Source organism: Sphingobium sp. KCTC 72723 (genome assembly GCF_014280435.1).
In the GTDB taxonomy this organism is placed as follows: domain Bacteria; phylum Pseudomonadota; class Alphaproteobacteria; order Sphingomonadales; family Sphingomonadaceae; genus Sphingobium.
Genome location: NZ_CP060388.1, coordinates 3,495,023 through 3,511,074 on the forward strand (window position 1 = coordinate 3,495,023; position 16,052 = coordinate 3,511,074).

Consider the following 16,052-nt stretch of genomic DNA (forward strand, 5'->3'; position numbering starts at 1 on the left):
TTATAGCCAGATTAATTGGTCAACCGGGGGATTTGATGCAGCATCACCGTTTTCGCGCTGCCATGTGCGCATTGGCGACGCTCGCACTTCCCGGCATCGCGGGTGCCGAGACACTCGCAGATGCTCTTGCAGATGCTTATGCAAAAAACCCGCGCCTTGGGTCGGCCCGGGCGCAGCTTCGCGCGATCGACGAGACTCTGGCTCAAGCCGGCGCTCCCTATCGCCTCAGCGCCAGCATCGATGCATCCACCCAATGGGCGCGCCAGCGGTTTGAAAACGCCTCTGGCGTATATATGCCCAATCGGTCCGATGGCACGACGATCACGTTAAGCGCTTCACAGCTTCTGTACAACGGAGGACGAACTGCGGCGCAGGTTTCGGCAGCGGAAGCCGAAGTGCTTGGCGGTCGGGAAGAGTTGCGCCAAATCGAAAATGATATCCTGTTTGAAGTGATCGACGCATATGCATCAGTGCTGCGTGACCAGCATATCGTCGCCATACGGCAGCGTTCAGTCGATGCCTTCGGCCGCCAAGTGGAGCAATCAAAAGCGAGACGACGGGGAGGCGATCTTACCTTGACGGATATTGGCCAGGCCGAAGCACAATTTGCATTGTCCCAGGTGTCGCTCGATCAAGCCAGGTTCGACCTTCAAAGTAGTCGGGTGCGATACGCCGTCGTGGTGGGGCGCAATCCCGGGCCGCTTGAGCCCACCCCTCCCCTGCCCTTGATCCCGCAGAATGCCGAGGACGCTTTCAGACAGGCCCAAGTGCTTAGCCCTGCCCTGCAGCAAGCCCTCCTGGCAGAACGATCCGCGTCCGCACGCGTGGCGGCCGAACGCGCGGAAAGTCTTCCCGTGGTCAGCCTGAACGGCGGAATAGGTTATAGCGGTCCGCCCGAGCTGGGAGGCCGCGATGTCGGCAAGGTGTGGAATGCCGGTGTCAATGTGCGGGTACCGATCATGCAGGGCGGGATAGTCAAATCCCGCGTGAGACAGGCGAAGGCGGTTCGGGAGCAAGTGAGTTTTGACGCTGAAACGACACTACGCACCGTCAACCAACAGGTGCAGAACGCCTGGAATCAGACTGTGACAGCCGCTATACAACTTCGCTCTGGCGAAGAGGCGGTCAGGGCCGCGTCTATTTCATCCGAAGGCAGCCGGAAGGAATATCGTGAAGGGTTTCGATCGACCTTTGAAGTTCTCAACGAAGAGCAGCGACTGTTGGATGCCAGCATCATCGTAGAGCAGGCGCGGTACAGGCAGATATCCGGCCAGGCGCAGTTATTGGCTGCCATCGGCAACCTCGAGGCCGGTAAAATGATGACGGCGATGCCGATCTACCGTCCAGGTGACGCTACAAAAAAGCGGAGCAAAATTGATGGGTCACGTCTGTTCGAACCCGTTGCAAAGATTTTCGATGCGACCTTGAAGCCCTCGGGTACAATCAAGCCTGGCAAGCCTGTTCAACGCGCGCGCGCTCCGGCGTTGCAACCGCATGACCTGCTCAATGTGGAGACTTTGAAGGAATTAAAGGCAGCAACGTTGCAGGAGAGCTTGCCGACGTCGCAGCCAAGCTGCATGCAACCCCGTTGCTGACATTTGCCTGATGGCGGTCGGTCAGCAATGCGCACATTTACGGACCGACCGCCCTCTGGCCAAGCATTAAAACATGAAATCCTGAGAAGTCACTTGCGATGCCAGTATCTGCTCGAGCAGGATGCTGTGGCCGCCGTCGACGGCAATCATCGTTCCCGCCGACACCTGACTGATATCAAGGTCGTCAAAATCCAGGCCCGTGCCGCGCATGTCGAACTTGTCGAGCCCCTGCTCGAATGCGACAACCTTGTCGTTCCCCCAAGCAGCAGTCTGATAGACAAAGACATCCCGGCCGCCTTGGCCACCATTAAGGATGTCATTGCCCAAGCCGCCTTCAAGACGGTCATTGCCGCCCTCGCCGGCAAGATAGTCGTCACCTGCGCCCCCAACCAAGACATCGCTGTCACCACGGCCGAAGATCTGATCGTTTCCGTCACCACCTTGGATCGTATTGGCGCCGTGCGTGCCGGACAGGCGGTCGTCGAACTGACTTCCAGCTATGTCTTCGATCGATGAATAGCTATCGCCTTTGGCATCGCCCTGGTTTGCGGTTGTTTTCATGAGGTCAACAGTTACGCCCGCATTTGCGGACTGATAGCTAGCAGTGTCCTTTCCTGCGCCACCGATGAGCTGGTCGGCGCCTTCGCCGCCATCAAGAACATCATCTCCGGCGCCCCCATTGAGCGTATCCTGGCCACCATGACCGAAAATGGCATCGGCGTCCGATGTCCCTCTCAGAACATCCTTAGCTTCGGTGCCCTGCACTCCATTGGACTCGGGTTGCGACTGCGGAAGCTCGGGCGCGGCGGTTCCCTCAAGCTTGACCGAAGCCGCTATCTGAAAGGTACCGTCATCGGCCGTAATCTTGACGCTGACGGCTGCATCCTTGGCAGGGTCGAACGTAGCGCCTGCTTTTAGATACAGCCCGCCATCGCGAACGATGAACCTGCTGTCGCTTGTCTCGAAGTGATAGGTCTTGAACTGCGCGTTGGAGTCAGGATCTTCCACAATTACATCCGCCACGCGCGTGTCCGCAGGCACTGCTTTTGCAGCAACAAGGCTAGCCGTCCCGTTCGGTGAACCAGGCAGTGCTTGTACGTTGCGCAAAGTCAGAGATGTCGGTGCCTCATTGACATCAATGACATCGATCTCAACGGCACGAACAAGAGCGACGTCCCCGATATGGGCCGTAATCTGAAGATCCACCTGAGCGGCCTGTTCATAGTCGAGCGACGATCCCTGCTTAAGATAGACGCCGCCATCGCGCACCGTAAAGCGACTGTCGCTTACATCAAAACGGGCATTTGCATCGATGTCAGTCATATCGATCGTCGCGACACGAATTTCCGTCGTGCTGTTTTCGCGCACGTCTGCAATGTTCTTCAATCCATATTCGAACTTGCTCTGCGAGGTACCTTTGGCACCCACGTTAAGAACGACGGCGCTCCAGCCTGCGCCTTCCCGCGCAACGAGCACGAGTTCAATTGCACTTCCATTTTTCAAGTCGTCGACATAGGCTTCCTGGAGATAAAGCTTGCCATTTTCGATGCTGAACCGGTCATCGCTTAACTCCAGCGTTGCCTTGGTGCTCACTGTCACATTCCCAATGAGGACAGGTGCCGAAGCTTGTTCGAGGGGCTGCGCTGCGCTGCCCGGGCGATCCGACAGCATCACATGATCGTCGCCCAGCGTATTATACCCGACCACATATTTACCGGGCACCTTTGAGGTAAACCCGATCCACGAGGCGTTCGCGCTGTAGTCGCCATCGGTAAGCGTGGCCGAGTTATTAGACACCTCCAATTCAACAGTGCCATATTTTGTGAGCTGGTTGAAAACGATGGCCTGCGCATCTTTCGCCATCTCGACATCGACAAACTTGTTTCCGACGACCTCAAGCTTTTCGAGCGTACCATAATAGCGGATAATCCCTGCACTATCGCTTGAACTGAGATTGCCGCCGCCAATGAAGGTATTTCCACTAATCGAGGAGTTGCCTACCGCTTCTGACAATTTGATAACCGGAAGATCCTTGACCATGCCTGCCTTCACAACAGGCATGTCTTCAAAGACGTTATTGATGATTTCAATGTCCTTGGCGACGCCATCACGCAAAGGCTTGACCAAAATGCCCGTCGCCTCTGATCCATTCTTCGCTGCAGAGACATAATCTGCCCCGCTGTCGACAATATGGTTGCCCTCGATGACAAGACCCCAGGCCTTGGCATAAATCGCATTGGAGTCTTCCTGCCCCAGCACGCCCTTGAGCTTCACGATTTCATTGAACGATATGCTGTTGTCGCCCCGCTCGCCGGAAATTGCACCGCGCACATCGGCAAAAACAGCCGCATTGTAATCCGATGATGCAGAATAGGAATCGATATCATGCGCGTAGTTGTCGCTGATATCGAGCTTTGTGGTGTGTCCATCGACGACGATATTTTTCTCGGTCCCGATCTTGAAACCGGTCTGATAGCCATTGTTCTTAGCGCTGGGCTGCGCGCGCGCGCCCGTGGCGTCAGACCATTCATTGCCCGTCGCATTGACCTCGGTCCACAATGGCGAGTTGATATCCATCAGGCCCCATGTGCCGACAGCTTTGTTGTCGTGGAACTCGACCTTGCCCGCCTGCGTGGTATCCGAAACATAGGTGTAGACGTTGTTGACGTTGACAAAAGTTGAATTGGTGATTGTTACATCGGGGGACACCTCGAGGATGCTGCCTTCGACGTCCATTGCAAGCGCGCCTTTGTCGGTATCCATCCGATTGAAGCCTGCATCTGTGGTATTGTGAAAGGGCTTGCCATCGGTCAGCTCGACCGCGCCGACAAGCACATTTCCAAAACCTTCAAATGCAATGTTGTTGATGGTAACATCGCTATCCTTGACATAGAGCCAGGCGTCCACCTTCTGGGCGACGAACTTGGGCTGCGTATCGCCATAGCCGTAGATGCCCATGGGAGCATAACGCGGATCGCCGTCGACCACATAGGTGCCCGAGCCAATCTTTCCAGGCGCGCCTTGTTCAATGCAGGCATCAAGCCAGGCATCAATCGACGGGAAATCTTTGGCATCAAGTGCGTTCTTTGGAATAGCGCTGTTTGAACTGTTCAAAATGTCGCTGCTTTCAGATATGCCCGAGGTATGAACACCTCCCGTTGCCAAATCTACCCGTAGTGTATCGGTTTCCGTCGATGCAACTAGATTTGCAAGCTGTGCCATAAAAAACCCCCGAAGCGCCCCGTTAAATTTATCCGAGACGACGCCAGCATCCCGTTCGGCTTGCCGTCGTCCGATGTAGTTAATGCTACTGTAGGGGCGCTAAGCGCAGGCTAAGGACTATGCTTAACTCGTATTAACAGCCGAATTTTCTTCCATGCCAGAAACTTAGCTGGACTTTGTAGTAACCGGGGCAGATTGCCGGGCAGTCAGGCTTTCGCGAGCCTGAGGAGGTCCGGGAGCGCCGGGACAACGGGGGCGCCGGCGACGGCGAAGCGATGGCCGAGGAACTGGTAGAACGACACCCCCAGCTTGCTGCATGTCTTGAGCAGCCCGAGCATGGTGTCCCGAGCGACTCTGCCATTTTCGCTGACGGTTCCACCGGAGATCTTGCGCTTGGTGACGACGGATCGGATGTCGTTTTCCGACCCGTTGGTGTGCAGCGGGATTTCGCGTCGATCGAGGACGCGCAGCAGATCGCTTTTGTGTTTGTGCAGTCTGGCGAGCTGGCGATCGAGCATGATGTAGCCCGTTTTCGCCGTGAAGATCCTGTCGAAGCGGGCCCGCAGCATGCGGGCTCGCTTCGGGTCTGGCGATTGCTGATACGCCTTGAGATCTGCATAGAACCACCAGATCAGCCCGCGCCGGATCTCGACCGCGCGACGATCCGCGGCGTAGGTCGGCTGGAGCTTGTAGACCAACCGCTCCGCGTGCACCCAGCATTGTGCGTGGCACCCGAGCTTGAACTGCCCGGCGCCGTCCGAGACTATCACGGTGTCGCGCAACAAATCCTGTTCGCACAGGCCGCCCCATAGAGCCGCCTCGGTGGCGACCTTGACCGGATTTGGGAGGATGGTGAGCTTGTCGAAGCCCAGCGCCTCTAGATGCGCGCGCCACGAGGCCTCGTCGGCAAAACTTCGGGTTGGATGATTGGCCAGCTGGGTGATTTGCGCCGCCGCCATATCCATCGCGTGCATTTTGGTCAGCGCCGCGTCGTTGACAACGTGATCGGCACGTCCTGCCTGAAGTGTCCGCAGGAAAGCGCGGCGGGACTTCGACTGCGTTGTCCTGAAGATCGTGAACCGATTGTCGCCGGCTTGCGTCACGAACGCGCTCTTGCCCGCGTGGCGCGCAGATGTGTCGTCGACGCTGATCCAGCGCGCGGTATCGAGACCGGTGCGGAACACGGCCTCGTCTTCGGCCACCAGCGCCTCCAGTCCCTTGCTAAGCAGGCGCACCACCCGCCGCTTCGAGATCCGCAGGCCCATGCCGTTCAGCAGCGCGGTCAGCCGCTCGCTGGTCACCTGGCCCTGGAAGTGTCCCGCCGCGATGAACCGGCGCAACTCAGGACCAAAGCCGCCGAGGATACCCGACGGCAGCGGCGCCACGATCCGTTCTCCAGACGTCGTTTCCCAACGCTCTCGGCGGTACCGGACCACCTCGACCGCGATCCGCAGGTCCTGCACCAGCACATCTTCATAGCCTTTGAAGCGTGCGCCAGGCGGCACCGCTGCCGCCTTCAATGTGACCTCGGACGTCACCACGACTTTGTCACGGACCAAGCCGCGCGGGCGCTTGCGCGCTTTCTTGCCCGACGACTTCGTGGTGGCGCCTTCCATGCCCGATGGCTTGAGACCGAATTTGGGGCGAGGCGGCAGACCCTTCAGACGAGCGATCTCATCTTTCAGGATTACGATCTCGGCGTCTTTCAACGCCAGCTTCGCCCTGGTCTCTTCCTGCAGTTCGACCAGCGTGTCCTGAAGACGCTTCACTTCACCGACCAGCGTATCCACCACCCGTCGAAGATCCGACAGCGAGGGGTCATTATCAAGAGCGGGTCCGTTTCGATTCACGGGTATCTTGAATCAGAACTCGGTGCTCTTGTGAACCCCCCGCCCGGCAATCTGCCCCGGCTACGACTTTGTAGTAACCGGGGCAGATTGCCGGGCAGTCAGGCTTTCGCGAGCCTGAGGAGGTCCGGGAGCGCCGGGACAACGGGCGCGCCGGCGACGGCGAAGCGATGGCCGAGGAACTGGTAGAACGACACCCCCAGCTTGCTGCATGTCTTGACGAGAATGCTGGTCCAGCGTGTCGCCGGGTTGGCGAGCAGCGTCTTGAGTTTTGGCCCAAGTTGAACAGTTCCAGCGGAACACGCAGAGAACGTGAGCTGGTAAATATCTGATATTGCTGGGCGTGGATTTGGTGGCAAAACCGGGTGTGCTAATAACATTTTGCCTGTGACTGGCGGTTTGGTTTATTTTTACGGGTGCAGGCATTAACAACCTGACCATGTATGTCGTCGAACGAGTCGCGCGCGGGCACCGCTATCTGTACCTGGTCGAGAGCGTGCGCGAGGGCAAAACCGTCCGCCAGCGCACGATCAAGGCTCTGGGCCGCAAGGATGTGTTGGCCGCCAGCGGCGAACTCGACAGGCTGGCTTCCTCGATCCGCCGCCCCCATCGCCGCTCAATGGTGTCGTCCATACCGATGACCACAAGACCATCGGGCACGAGCCGTTCGACCACAATGCCCAGTAAACGCCTGGCAACGGCACGCGAACTCCAGCGGGCGCGGTTGAGGATCTGGTGATAGGTTGCAAAGTTGGCAGCATCGGCTCGGCCGGTCACACGCAGGCAAGACGTAACGGTCCGTTTGCCCGTGGCCAGCAGGCCGCCCATCACAAGAACAAGTACATGCTCCCTGCTGGGAGCCGTAAAGCAGGGACTCCATGCCTGCAGCCATTGGCGCAGGATCTGGGGGACGGGATCGCCGATAACGGCCTTGTTCTGGTCCAGCATCCCATGCTTGATAATCCCGACTGAAGCACGTTGCAACGCTTGGACTGTTGCCATGCGGCGAGGTGACTCTAATATGCTGTGACCCGACGGCAGCTATGGATGCACCATGAAAGACGAGGAAATCATTCTGCGCATCAAGACGTTCGACGCGGCCAACGGCGGCGGCGTCGGTTGGTATGAGGACAAGGGCGCTTACCATCTCTATCTGCTGGAAACCGAGGCACCGATCGCCCGCCTCAGGCCCATCGCTTCACGTGCCATTAGCAGCAGGGCGTGGTTGATCGATTTCCACACACCCATTGCGCTCCATCGGTAGAAATAATGCTGTACAGTGGTCATGGGCGGAAATAGCCCTGGTGGCAGCATCCGCCACGGCAGTCCGCCCCGAAGCAGATAAAGGATCGCCTCGACAATCTGCCGGTAATCCCAAACTGGCGGACGACCGAGCTTCGAACGCGGCGGGAGCAGCGGTTCCAAAATCGCCCATTCCGCGTCAGTCAGATCACTTGGCAAAAGCAGTTCGGCTCTGGCATACTGCCGCCGGGTGGTGTCGGTCCACATGTGTCACTCCGTCGTCGTTTCGCAACTCCGACTGAATCACATCTCGCTGATATCACCCAACTTCTTTTTCGGTCAGCCTCTTACAGAAACCGTTCTTTGAAACGAGCTTGCTAGTTTGATTGTCGTTGCGCTTTTGCTGGCATTCTATCCGTACCCTGCCTATGGAGATCGTACCGACAGTAATCCGGCATAACTGCAAGAACGGCCGTATGTTTGCTTGTTTTCCATATGAAAGGTTTCGGCCGAGCATTTCCGTCTGTCTCGCTTCATTACCTATTATTTAAGGAAACTATATGCGCATAACGATGATTGGTTCGGGGTATGTCGGACTTGTTTCGGGGGCATGCTTTGCCGACTTTGGCCATGATGTGGTGTGCGTGGACAAGGACCGTTCGAAGATCGATTCGCTCCTTGCTGGCAGGATGCCTATTTTCGAACCCGGGCTCGATCATCTTGTAAGCGCGAATGTTGCGGCTGGGAGGCTCCGTTTCACAACGGATCTCAAGGAAGCTGTCGCCGGGGCGGATGCGGTTTTCATCGCCGTCGGCACGCCATCCCGCCGCGGCGACGGGCACGCCGATTTGAGCTACGTGTACGCTGCCGCAGAAGAAGTTGGTCAGGCAGTGACCGGCTTTACGGTGATCGTCAACAAGTCGACCGTCCCGGTTGGCACCGGCGATGAAGTTGAACGGATCGTTGCCAACGCAAATCCCGATGCTGAATTTGCGGTTGTTTCGAACCCGGAATTTTTGCGAGAAGGCGCGGCGATCGATGATTTTAAGCGCCCTGATCGCATCGTCATCGGGGCCCACCTATGCAGCCGGGCGATGTCACGGCGACATATGCGGATGTCTCAAAACTTCACGCGTTCACGGGGTATCAGCCGCAGGTCATGTTGGCAGAGGGGCTGGAGCGGTTCGTTGCATGGTACAAGGACTATTACCGGGTCTAGGTCGCCAGCCCGATCACATCAAGGTCGGAATATCCATAATGCCATTGCGAGTATTTAGGTTTCATGACGCTTTTGATACGTAGCTCCTGTGGAAGAGCCTTAGGGGTGCACGCCTGTCGCAATGCTTGCGCAGACGGGCATTGCCATTGACTGTCTGGGCACCACGATCGGAGAAATGGCTTAAATTAGTCCTGCCAGTAGCCGTGACAGCACTGCTTGCCTGTTTGGGTGGAGTATTGGTCAGGCAGGCCATGGGGCCAGCGACTGGCCGCCAAGGCAAGGTGTCGGCTTTCAAGGTGCCGCCCGCTACGGCTGACCAGCTGATTGTTGCTCCCTACACGATCAAGGCTCTGGCACCGGACACGGCGCGCGCGATCAATGCGCGTGTCCCCTTCTCCAGCGAGCCAAACCCGGCGGCTAAGCCATTTCTGATTGAAGGCTTGCCCGACGATATTGAGCGGGCCTTAAGCTGCCTGTCAGCGGCACAGGTGTACGAGGCTGGAGGGGATCAGAAGGGGCAGCGGGCTGTGGCGCAGGTCGTGTTGAACCGCCTTCGACATCCAGCTTTCCCCAAATCGGTTTGTGCCGTGGTATTTCAAGGTGCCGAACGCAGTACGGGTTGTCAGTTTACCTTCACATGCGATGGCGCCATGGCACGACGTACCTCTAAGGCCGCCTGGGACGCCGCCCGGGTCATTGCCAAGGACATGTTGACCGGAGCGGTGTTCAAGCCTGTCGGCTACGCAACGCACTATCATACAGACTGGGTCGTACCCTACTGGAGCGAAACGCTCGATAAGATCGTAGCGGTGGACACACATCTGTTTTTTCGCTGGACCGGCAGCTGGGGACGCCCTGCGGCCTTCTCTTGGCGCGGAAAACTCGTCGAGCCGCGCATCAAGTCGCTCGCTCAGCTTTCTCCAGCGCATGATGGAATGATCGGGCTATTAGCTCCGACAGCATTATTGCCATCTGCCGATACGGTATCCGGCCAACCGCCCGTCGCCAAGGCACTGGTGCTAACCGACGGTAGCCAGCTTCCCGATGGCGTTAAACTTGTGTCGCGGTTGCCCGATGCCAATGTATTTATCATTCAGTTTCCCGACAGTCTTGATACCGGTGCATATGGTGAGGTCGCGCGGACATTGTGCAAAGCCTATCGGGAATGCAATCTGATGATCTGGAAGTCCAGCGCCAACGCACCGACGGGGTTCCCACTCAAAAGCGGTGTTTTTTCCTCGATGGCGTTTAACTATGTGCAGGACGAAGCACAAGGATCACACCGAATGTTCTGGAATTGTCGGCATGCTCGGCCACCTGCGGGAGGAAAGTGTATGGGAGATCGGGCTGATCCCTAAGCTCGACTTTGTACGATCAGGTAGCGAAGCATAGTGCCTGTGCCATGCGTTTTAGGCGGGTTGTGGGAATATAGTGCGGTTCTGGGTGCGGCGGGGAGTGTTGATTAATGTCTCCGACCCAGAGTTGGAGGCGGACGGCTCCGATGGCGTCACTGAATGTCAGGCTGGTTTTTCGATACCACGCGGCGGAATAAGGGGTGCTTTTAGTGGTCAACAGATCGCAGGCCCATAGCGATATAAGGCTGTAGAGACCCAGCAGCGCCGGCGTGGTTCGCGCTATGGCTTTGTCGGTCCACTGGCGCTGTGTCTCGACACCCAAGTGCGCGCGGGTTTCGGCAAAGGTGACCTCGATCTGCCATCGGCGGACGTAGAGGGCGATTATCTCGGCGGGCTCGAGGGTGATGTCGGTACTGAAGAAGGCCTGCGGGCCGCGCTTTCCTTCAGGATCGCGAACCAGGACCCATCGGACCGGCAAGACCGGAGTGCCGGGCCTGTACCATAAGGCGATGTCAGATGTGATCTCGAGCATCTTGCCGTTGAGATGGCCATACCAGGCAGAGACGAGAATGCTGGTCCAGCGTGTCGCCGGGTTGGCGAGCAGGGTCTTGAGTTTTGGTAATGCTCGCCCTTTCTGCGCCGGTCGCCCCATCGTGCGTGCCGTTCGCCCCGCAGGCTGCGCAAACAAGTTGGCGTCGAGCCGCAGTCGGCTGATGAGTGTGGCCCGGCGGACGATCGCATGTGCCAGTTCGTGGACAGCAAAGCTGCTGTCGCCAATGAAGATGATCCGCCGACCCGGCAGCCAGCGAGACAGCTGCAGCGCGCCCTGCCGGGCCCAGTCCGTCAGCAATTTATGACGACAGCCGCGTTGACGGTTCGATCGTTCCGAAGGAGCGAGCAACGTCAAGACTGGCAGTGCCTTGATCAGGCGGGTCCATGACACCGGGGTGAGCACCATGAAGCTGAGCCAGCGCAGTCCGCTGGCTTTGACGAAATGGCCGTGACTGGAGCGGACCGGGTCGCGGTAGATACCCCGTGCGGTGATCCGGCGCCCCCATCGCCGTTCAATGGTGTCGTCCATACCGATGACCACAGGACCATCGGGCACGAGCCGTTCGACCACAATGCCCAGTAAACGCCTGGCAACGGCACGCGAACTCCAGCGGGCGCGGTTGAGGATCTGGTGATAGGTTGCAAAGTTGGCAGCATCGGCTCGGCCGGTCACACGCAGGCAAGACGTAACGGTCCGTTTGCCCGTGGCCAGCAGGCCGCCCATCACAAGAACAAGTACATGCTCCCAACTGGGAGCCGTAAAGCAGGGACGCCATGCCTGCAGCCATTGGCGCAGAATCTGGGGGACGGGATCGCCGATAACGGCCTTGTTCTGGTCCAGCATTCCATGCTTCGAATCCTGACTGAAGCACGTTGCAACGCTTAGGCTGTTGCCATGCGGCGAGGTGACTCGAATATGCTGTGACCCGACGGCAGCTATGGATGCACCATGAAAGACGAGGAAATCATTCTGCGCATCGAGACGTTCGACGCGGCCAACGGCGGCGGCGTCGGATGGTATGAGGACAAGGGCGCTTACCATCTCTATCTGCTGGAAACCGAGGCACCGATCGCCCGCCTCAAGCCTGTCGGCACGCGCGACGAAATCAGGCTCGGCTACTGGTCACACCGGCGAAAATGGGAAGATATCGACGATATGGGCGGATGCGTCTTGCCCCTCGATCAAGCCCTCGACCACATCGCTGAAAACAGCATCTTCTGGACCTGGACCTGACCAAAAACGTACAAAGCCGAGCTTAGAGGCTGACCGAAAAAGAAGTTGGGTGATATCAGCGAGATGTGATTCAGTCGGAGTTGCGAAACGACGACGGAGTGACACATGTGGACCGACACCACCCGGCGGCAGTATGCCAGAGCCGAACTGCTTTTGCCAAGTGATCTGACTGACGCGGAATGGGCGATTTTGGAACCGCTGCTCCCACCGCGTTCGAAGCTCGGTCGTCCGCCAGTTTGGGATTACCGGCAGATTGTCGAGGCGATCCTTTATCTGCTTCGGGGCGGCCTGCCGTGGCGGATGCTGCCGCCAGGGCTATTTCCGCCCATGACCACTGTACAGCATTATTTCTACCGATGGAGCGCAATGGGTGTGTGGAAATCGATCAACCACGCCCTGCTGCTAATGGCACGTGAAGCGATGGGTCGGGAAGCTTCTCCCAGCGCGGGTGTCATCGATAGCCAAAGTGTGAAAACGACAGAAAGTGGCGGCCCACGGGGCTTTGACGCGGGCAAGAAGATCAAGGGTCGCAAACGGCACATCGTCACAGACACGCAGGGCCTGCTGGTCGGTGCCATCGTTCAGGCGGTCGAAATTATAGGCCAGATTGGCCAGGGTGAGTTTCGCCTCTGCCCGCTTGATGCCGATGGTGCGGATGAACAGCCCGAACCGGTTTTTCTGATGCGCGAACACATGCTCGATCCTAGCCCGGATAGCGGACTTTGCGGCGTTGGCGCGGGCGGTGGCCCTGGGCATCGGCTTTCCCTTGGGCTTGCGACGGTGGATGCGACTGGTCAACATGCGATCGGCCAGCCATGTTTCGTTCGTTCTGGAGCGGTATGCAGTGTCGGCCCACGGGCTACAGCTTATTGATCCTCAACGTTGGCACGGATCGAGGGCATCGCTTTGCACTTCGATTGGGATGGAGGAGAAACGGCTTTCCGGGATGCGCAATATTGACAGAATGCTATGGCAAGCCCGGTGCAGACGCTTGACAATATCGATGCCGACACGGTGTATGTGGTGCAGCGGGTCGACAGCTGGTGGGTGGGAAATCTATGACGGGCGTGTCTGAAAGATTGAAGCGTATAAGAGAGCAAGCAACGGTTACTGTTACAGGGGATATAAGCATGGCTGCCGTAAATGAAGATACGAAAATGGAACCGCAGTCCTTGCTTACCGGGTCGAGTGAAGCGGCTGCTCGCCAGGCAATGATGAAGCTTAGCTTGGCTCTCTCCAAGCCTCAGGCGCACCCCGATAGCCTCGCCGGTCTAGTATCGGAAATGCTAAAACCGATGCTGCAGGAATGGTTTAACGCAAATGTTCCTGACATAGTGGACAAGCTGGTTGCACAGGAAATTGCAAAGCTGTCGTCAGTGGCTGACTCATAAAGAAGCGTTTTGATTACAGTCGCGTGCGATTCTGCGGGTGATTTGGTTGACGGATGCGATGAAAAGCCAGGTGGTGGCGCTTTCGATGGTTCGCTCGAAGTCCTTGGCGAGGCGGCGGTTGCGGTTCAGCCATGCGATTGTCCGCTCGACTACCCAGCGGCGTGGCAGAAGCTTGAAGCCCTTGGCGGCGTCGGAGCGCTTAATTATGTCCAAGGTCCATGTGCCGATTTTGGTGAGCGCGGTGCGCAGTTTGTCCCCGGCATATCCCCCATCGGCGAAGACGTGACGCAACCACGGGAAGGTTTGGCGGATGCTGGCAAGGACGTCAGGCGCACCGTCGCGATCCTGGATATCGGCGGTGTGAACGATGGCACCGACCAGCAGGCCCTGCGTGTCTGTGACGGTGTGCCGTTTGCGACCCTTGATCTTCTTGCCCGCGTCAAAGCCCCGTGGGCCGCCACTTTCTGTGGGACTGTCAGGTGCGGATTCCGATGATCCCGCGCAGGGATTCCGAGGCGAAGCCGCGCAGCGTTCCGACCTGATCTCGCGCACTTTGTCAGAGCCGTAAACGACGTATTTTATTTTCACGGTATCGGGGTTTGGTCAGTATGCATCCGGTGAGAACCGCGGATCAGGCGGCTTCGCGTTGGTCCTCGGTAGCGCACCAGTTCCAGGGCAGCAGTTGGTGGAGACGGTTCTGTGGGATATCGGCGATGCGCGCGAGAACGTCGGCGAGCCAGGCCTGCGGATCGATGTCGTTGAGCTTCGCGGTACCAATGAGACTGAGCATGAAGGCGGTGCGTTGGCCACCTCGGTCTGAACCGGCAAAGAGCCAGGATTTTCTGCCCAGGGCCATCGCAGGGTCATTCTGCCCATGTCGGGCAGATGGTAGAGTTTCATTATCGCTGGCATCCATATTACGGCGGTCGTTTTCGGCATGAAGGCCGCGAGGACCGGGCCAATGGCGCGATCATCCGGGTAGAGATCAGGCCGGGTGAGATCATCCAGGTCGCAGAGTGGATGCTGGACAGGGCGTTGTGCGCCGACATGGAGATGGGCGAACCGCGCGTTGCGGTGATTGGGCTTGTAGAGCTTCATGGACTGCTTACCGATCGCGGTTTCAGGCAGACTTCGACGGATGGACTCACGGCCATCCAGGAGGCGCGCCATGAAGGCACTACCACGACCCTCGTCGCTATCGATGCTGACCCAGCAGCTGAGCATGCCGCTCGATACGCCGCAGATGCGAGGCCTGAGCGAGGCGCAGCGAAGCGCCGTTGTTGCCAGGCTGGCGACCCTCTTGATGGCCGCAGCCGGCGTCGCGGCGAAGGAGGCCAGCGATGACGGGCAATGATCTCCTTCCAGTCACGGTGCTCAAGCGCAAAGCTGTGGTGTATGTCCGACAGTCGACCCCGGGTCACCAGATCGACCGTGTTGAAGTAGCGGCCCCGGGCGCCGGAGCGCACAACATTGGCGGTGATGGCGATGGCCAGATGGGTCTTTCCTGTGCCTGTGCCGCCGACCAGGACGATATTGCGCCGTGCGGGCAGGAACGCGCCGCTGTGCAATGAACGCACCAGCCCCTCGTTGATCGGCGTGCCCTCGAACCGGAAGGCGTCGATGTCCTTCACGACTGGCAGCCTGGCAGCGGCCATCCGGTATCGGATCGACGCGGCATGACGATGCGTCGCCTCCGCTCGCAGACCTGCACCGTGCGTCGTGCCACCGTCGAGAGCACCGAGTAGCGGTTGCGGTCGAAGCTGATCAGGCAGGTGCCGGTCACGGCATGCTCACTCTCATTGAAGCCGTCGAACGGTCCCAGCATCGGCTGCAGCGCAGATCGTTCTATCTCCAGCACCTGCGCCACGGTCAGCTCGCCCTGTTCAGGATGGGGCTGCCGTTCCGCCCAGCGCCGACACTCGGCCTCCAGCCAGCCATTGAGCTCTTCGAGACTGGCGAACCGCAACCGGGGCTGGAAGAAGCGACCCCGGATCGTCTGCACCTGGTTCTCGACCTGACCCTTCTCCCATCCCGCCGCAGGCGAGCAGGCCGTGGGCTCGACCATATAATGGTCGGTCATAATCAGGAACCGCCGGTTGAAGACGCGTTCCTTGCCGGTGAACACGCTCGTCACAGCCGTCTTCATATTATCGTAGATGCCGCGCCCTGGCACGCCGCCGAAGAAGGTAAAGCCGCGCGCATGCGCGTCGAACAGCATCTCCTGGCTCTCGCGAGGATAGGCCCGAACATAGACCCCGCGTGACGCACACAGTCGCATATGTGCGACCTTTGACCGATCATCTTTTGGCCGTATATGACAACGTCGTCGCCGAAGAAGCAAAGCTTGATCGGAAGCTCCGAGAGCTCGCGCGTAGCGACGAGACAGTGAGACGTT

At 58.4% G+C, this 16,052-nt stretch carries 10 protein-coding genes and 8 pseudogenes; 8 read left to right on the forward strand and 10 right to left on the reverse strand.

The genetic code is table 11. The features are described 5' to 3' along the window. The first annotated feature begins 35 nt into the window (after nucleotides 1–35). Nucleotides 36–1,595 (forward strand): TolC family outer membrane protein, encoded by a 1,560-nt coding sequence (locus tag SPBM01_RS16895; RefSeq protein WP_188062721.1) that lies wholly within the window; start codon nucleotides 36–38, stop codon nucleotides 1,593–1,595. Nucleotides 1,596–1,661: 66 nt separating this feature from the next. Here the strand turns inward: SPBM01_RS16895 and SPBM01_RS16900 are convergent, their stop codons facing one another. The 3 genes from SPBM01_RS16900 to SPBM01_RS16910 all read right to left on the reverse strand — a co-directional run bounded on the left by SPBM01_RS16900 (nucleotide 1,662) and on the right by SPBM01_RS16910 (nucleotide 7,666). Then, nucleotides 1,662–4,817, reverse strand: a complete 3,156-nt coding sequence (locus SPBM01_RS16900; RefSeq protein WP_188062722.1) for a hypothetical protein — start codon at nucleotides 4,815–4,817, stop codon at nucleotides 1,662–1,664. A gap of 206 nt (nucleotides 4,818–5,023) precedes the next feature. Further along, nucleotides 5,024–6,610, reverse strand: a complete 1,587-nt coding sequence (locus SPBM01_RS16905; RefSeq protein ID WP_223177721.1) for an IS66 family transposase — start codon at nucleotides 6,608–6,610, stop codon at nucleotides 5,024–5,026. Nucleotides 6,611–7,138: 528 nt separating this feature from the next. Continuing rightward, nucleotides 7,139–7,666: a transposase gene (locus SPBM01_RS16910; RefSeq protein ID WP_262504239.1), complete on the reverse strand. Its 528-nt coding sequence runs from the start codon at nucleotides 7,664–7,666 to the stop codon at nucleotides 7,139–7,141. A gap of 52 nt (nucleotides 7,667–7,718) precedes the next feature. On the opposite strand from SPBM01_RS16910, the gene SPBM01_RS16915 reads away from it, so the two are divergent. Continuing rightward, entirely contained in the window at nucleotides 7,719–7,928 is a 210-nt protein-coding gene (locus SPBM01_RS16915) for a hypothetical protein (RefSeq protein WP_188065886.1), read from the forward strand. Here SPBM01_RS16915 and SPBM01_RS16920 read toward each other — a convergent pair. Next, nucleotides 7,826–8,173 (reverse strand): annotated as a pseudogene (locus SPBM01_RS16920) (transposase); the annotation flags it as partial. The gene SPBM01_RS16915 and the pseudogene SPBM01_RS16920 overlap by 103 nt on opposite strands. Nucleotides 8,174–8,466: 293 nt before the next feature. On the opposite strand from SPBM01_RS16920, the pseudogene SPBM01_RS16925 reads away from it, so the two are divergent. Together SPBM01_RS16925 and SPBM01_RS16930 are read left to right on the forward strand one after the other, a co-directional pair. Continuing rightward, nucleotides 8,467–9,003: pseudogene (locus SPBM01_RS16925) on the forward strand (nucleotide sugar dehydrogenase); the annotation flags it as partial. A gap of 325 nt (nucleotides 9,004–9,328) precedes the next feature. Continuing rightward, entirely contained in the window at nucleotides 9,329–10,483 is a 1,155-nt protein-coding gene (locus SPBM01_RS16930; protein WP_188062724.1) for a cell wall hydrolase, read from the forward strand. Nucleotides 10,484–10,499: 16 nt separating this feature from the next. Here the strand turns inward: SPBM01_RS16930 and SPBM01_RS16935 are convergent, their stop codons facing one another. Then, nucleotides 10,500–11,876, reverse strand: a complete 1,377-nt coding sequence (locus tag SPBM01_RS16935; RefSeq protein ID WP_188062259.1) for a transposase — start codon at nucleotides 11,874–11,876, stop codon at nucleotides 10,500–10,502. A 105-nt stretch (nucleotides 11,877–11,981) separates the two neighbouring features. On the opposite strand from SPBM01_RS16935, the gene SPBM01_RS16940 reads away from it, so the two are divergent. Together SPBM01_RS16940 and SPBM01_RS16945 are read left to right on the forward strand one after the other, a co-directional pair. Beyond that, the gene (locus tag SPBM01_RS16940) at nucleotides 11,982–12,266 is read left to right on the forward strand and encodes a hypothetical protein (protein WP_188062313.1); all 285 of its coding nucleotides are present in this window, start codon (nucleotides 11,982–11,984) and stop codon (nucleotides 12,264–12,266) included. Nucleotides 12,267–12,371: 105 nt separating this feature from the next. Next, a pseudogene (locus SPBM01_RS16945) lies at nucleotides 12,372–12,863 on the forward strand (IS5 family transposase); the annotation flags it as partial. Here SPBM01_RS16945 and SPBM01_RS16950 read toward each other — a convergent pair. Further along, nucleotides 12,852–13,121 (reverse strand): annotated as a pseudogene (locus SPBM01_RS16950) (transposase); the annotation flags it as partial. The pseudogenes SPBM01_RS16945 and SPBM01_RS16950 sit on opposite strands and share 12 nt — an antisense overlap. A gap of 275 nt (nucleotides 13,122–13,396) precedes the next feature. Here SPBM01_RS16950 and SPBM01_RS16955 point away from each other — a divergent pair. Further along, the gene (locus SPBM01_RS16955) at nucleotides 13,397–13,657 is read left to right on the forward strand and encodes a PopZ family protein (protein ID WP_188062725.1); all 261 of its coding nucleotides are present in this window, start codon (nucleotides 13,397–13,399) and stop codon (nucleotides 13,655–13,657) included. Here SPBM01_RS16955 and SPBM01_RS16960 read toward each other — a convergent pair. Together SPBM01_RS16960 and SPBM01_RS16965 are read right to left on the reverse strand one after the other, a co-directional pair. Then, nucleotides 13,652–14,167, reverse strand: a pseudogene (locus SPBM01_RS16960) (IS5 family transposase); the annotation flags it as partial. The gene SPBM01_RS16955 and the pseudogene SPBM01_RS16960 sit on opposite strands and share 6 nt — an antisense overlap. Nucleotides 14,168–14,288: 121 nt before the next feature. Beyond that, nucleotides 14,289–14,513 (reverse strand): annotated as a pseudogene (locus SPBM01_RS16965) (transposase domain-containing protein); the annotation flags it as partial. 312 nt (nucleotides 14,514–14,825) lie between these two features. Between SPBM01_RS16965 and SPBM01_RS16970 the strand changes: the two are divergent. Continuing rightward, entirely contained in the window at nucleotides 14,826–15,011 is a 186-nt protein-coding gene (locus SPBM01_RS16970) for a hypothetical protein (protein WP_130753559.1), read from the forward strand. Between the two features lie 58 nt (nucleotides 15,012–15,069). Here SPBM01_RS16970 and SPBM01_RS16975 read toward each other — a convergent pair. Together SPBM01_RS16975 and istA are read right to left on the reverse strand one after the other, a co-directional pair. Continuing rightward, nucleotides 15,070–15,360, reverse strand: a pseudogene (locus SPBM01_RS16975) (ATP-binding protein); the annotation flags it as partial. Then, a pseudogene (istA, locus tag SPBM01_RS16980) lies at nucleotides 15,333–15,971 on the reverse strand (IS21 family transposase); the annotation flags it as partial. The pseudogenes SPBM01_RS16975 and istA, both read right to left, overlap by 28 nt. Nucleotides 15,972–16,052 lie beyond the last annotated feature (81 nt).

Bases quoted from the DNA above. Each gene is read 5' to 3' on its own strand.
- SPBM01_RS16895 (WP_188062721.1), top strand. From the start codon at position 36: ATGCAGCATCACCGTTTTCGCGCTGCCATGTGCGCATTGGCGACGCTC.
- SPBM01_RS16900 (WP_188062722.1), bottom strand. From the start codon at position 4,817: ATGGCACAGCTTGCAAATCTAGTTGCATCGACGGAAACCGATACACTA.
- SPBM01_RS16910 (WP_262504239.1), bottom strand. From the start codon at position 7,666: ATGGCAACAGTCCAAGCGTTGCAACGTGCTTCAGTCGGGATTATCAAG.
- SPBM01_RS16915 (WP_188065886.1), top strand. From the start codon at position 7,719: ATGAAAGACGAGGAAATCATTCTGCGCATCAAGACGTTCGACGCGGCC.
- SPBM01_RS16935 (WP_188062259.1), bottom strand. From the start codon at position 11,876: ATGCTGGACCAGAACAAGGCCGTTATCGGCGATCCCGTCCCCCAGATT.
- SPBM01_RS16940 (WP_188062313.1), top strand. From the start codon at position 11,982: ATGAAAGACGAGGAAATCATTCTGCGCATCGAGACGTTCGACGCGGCC.
- SPBM01_RS16955 (WP_188062725.1), top strand. From the start codon at position 13,397: ATGGCTGCCGTAAATGAAGATACGAAAATGGAACCGCAGTCCTTGCTT.
- SPBM01_RS16970 (WP_130753559.1), top strand. From the start codon at position 14,826: ATGAAGGCACTACCACGACCCTCGTCGCTATCGATGCTGACCCAGCAG.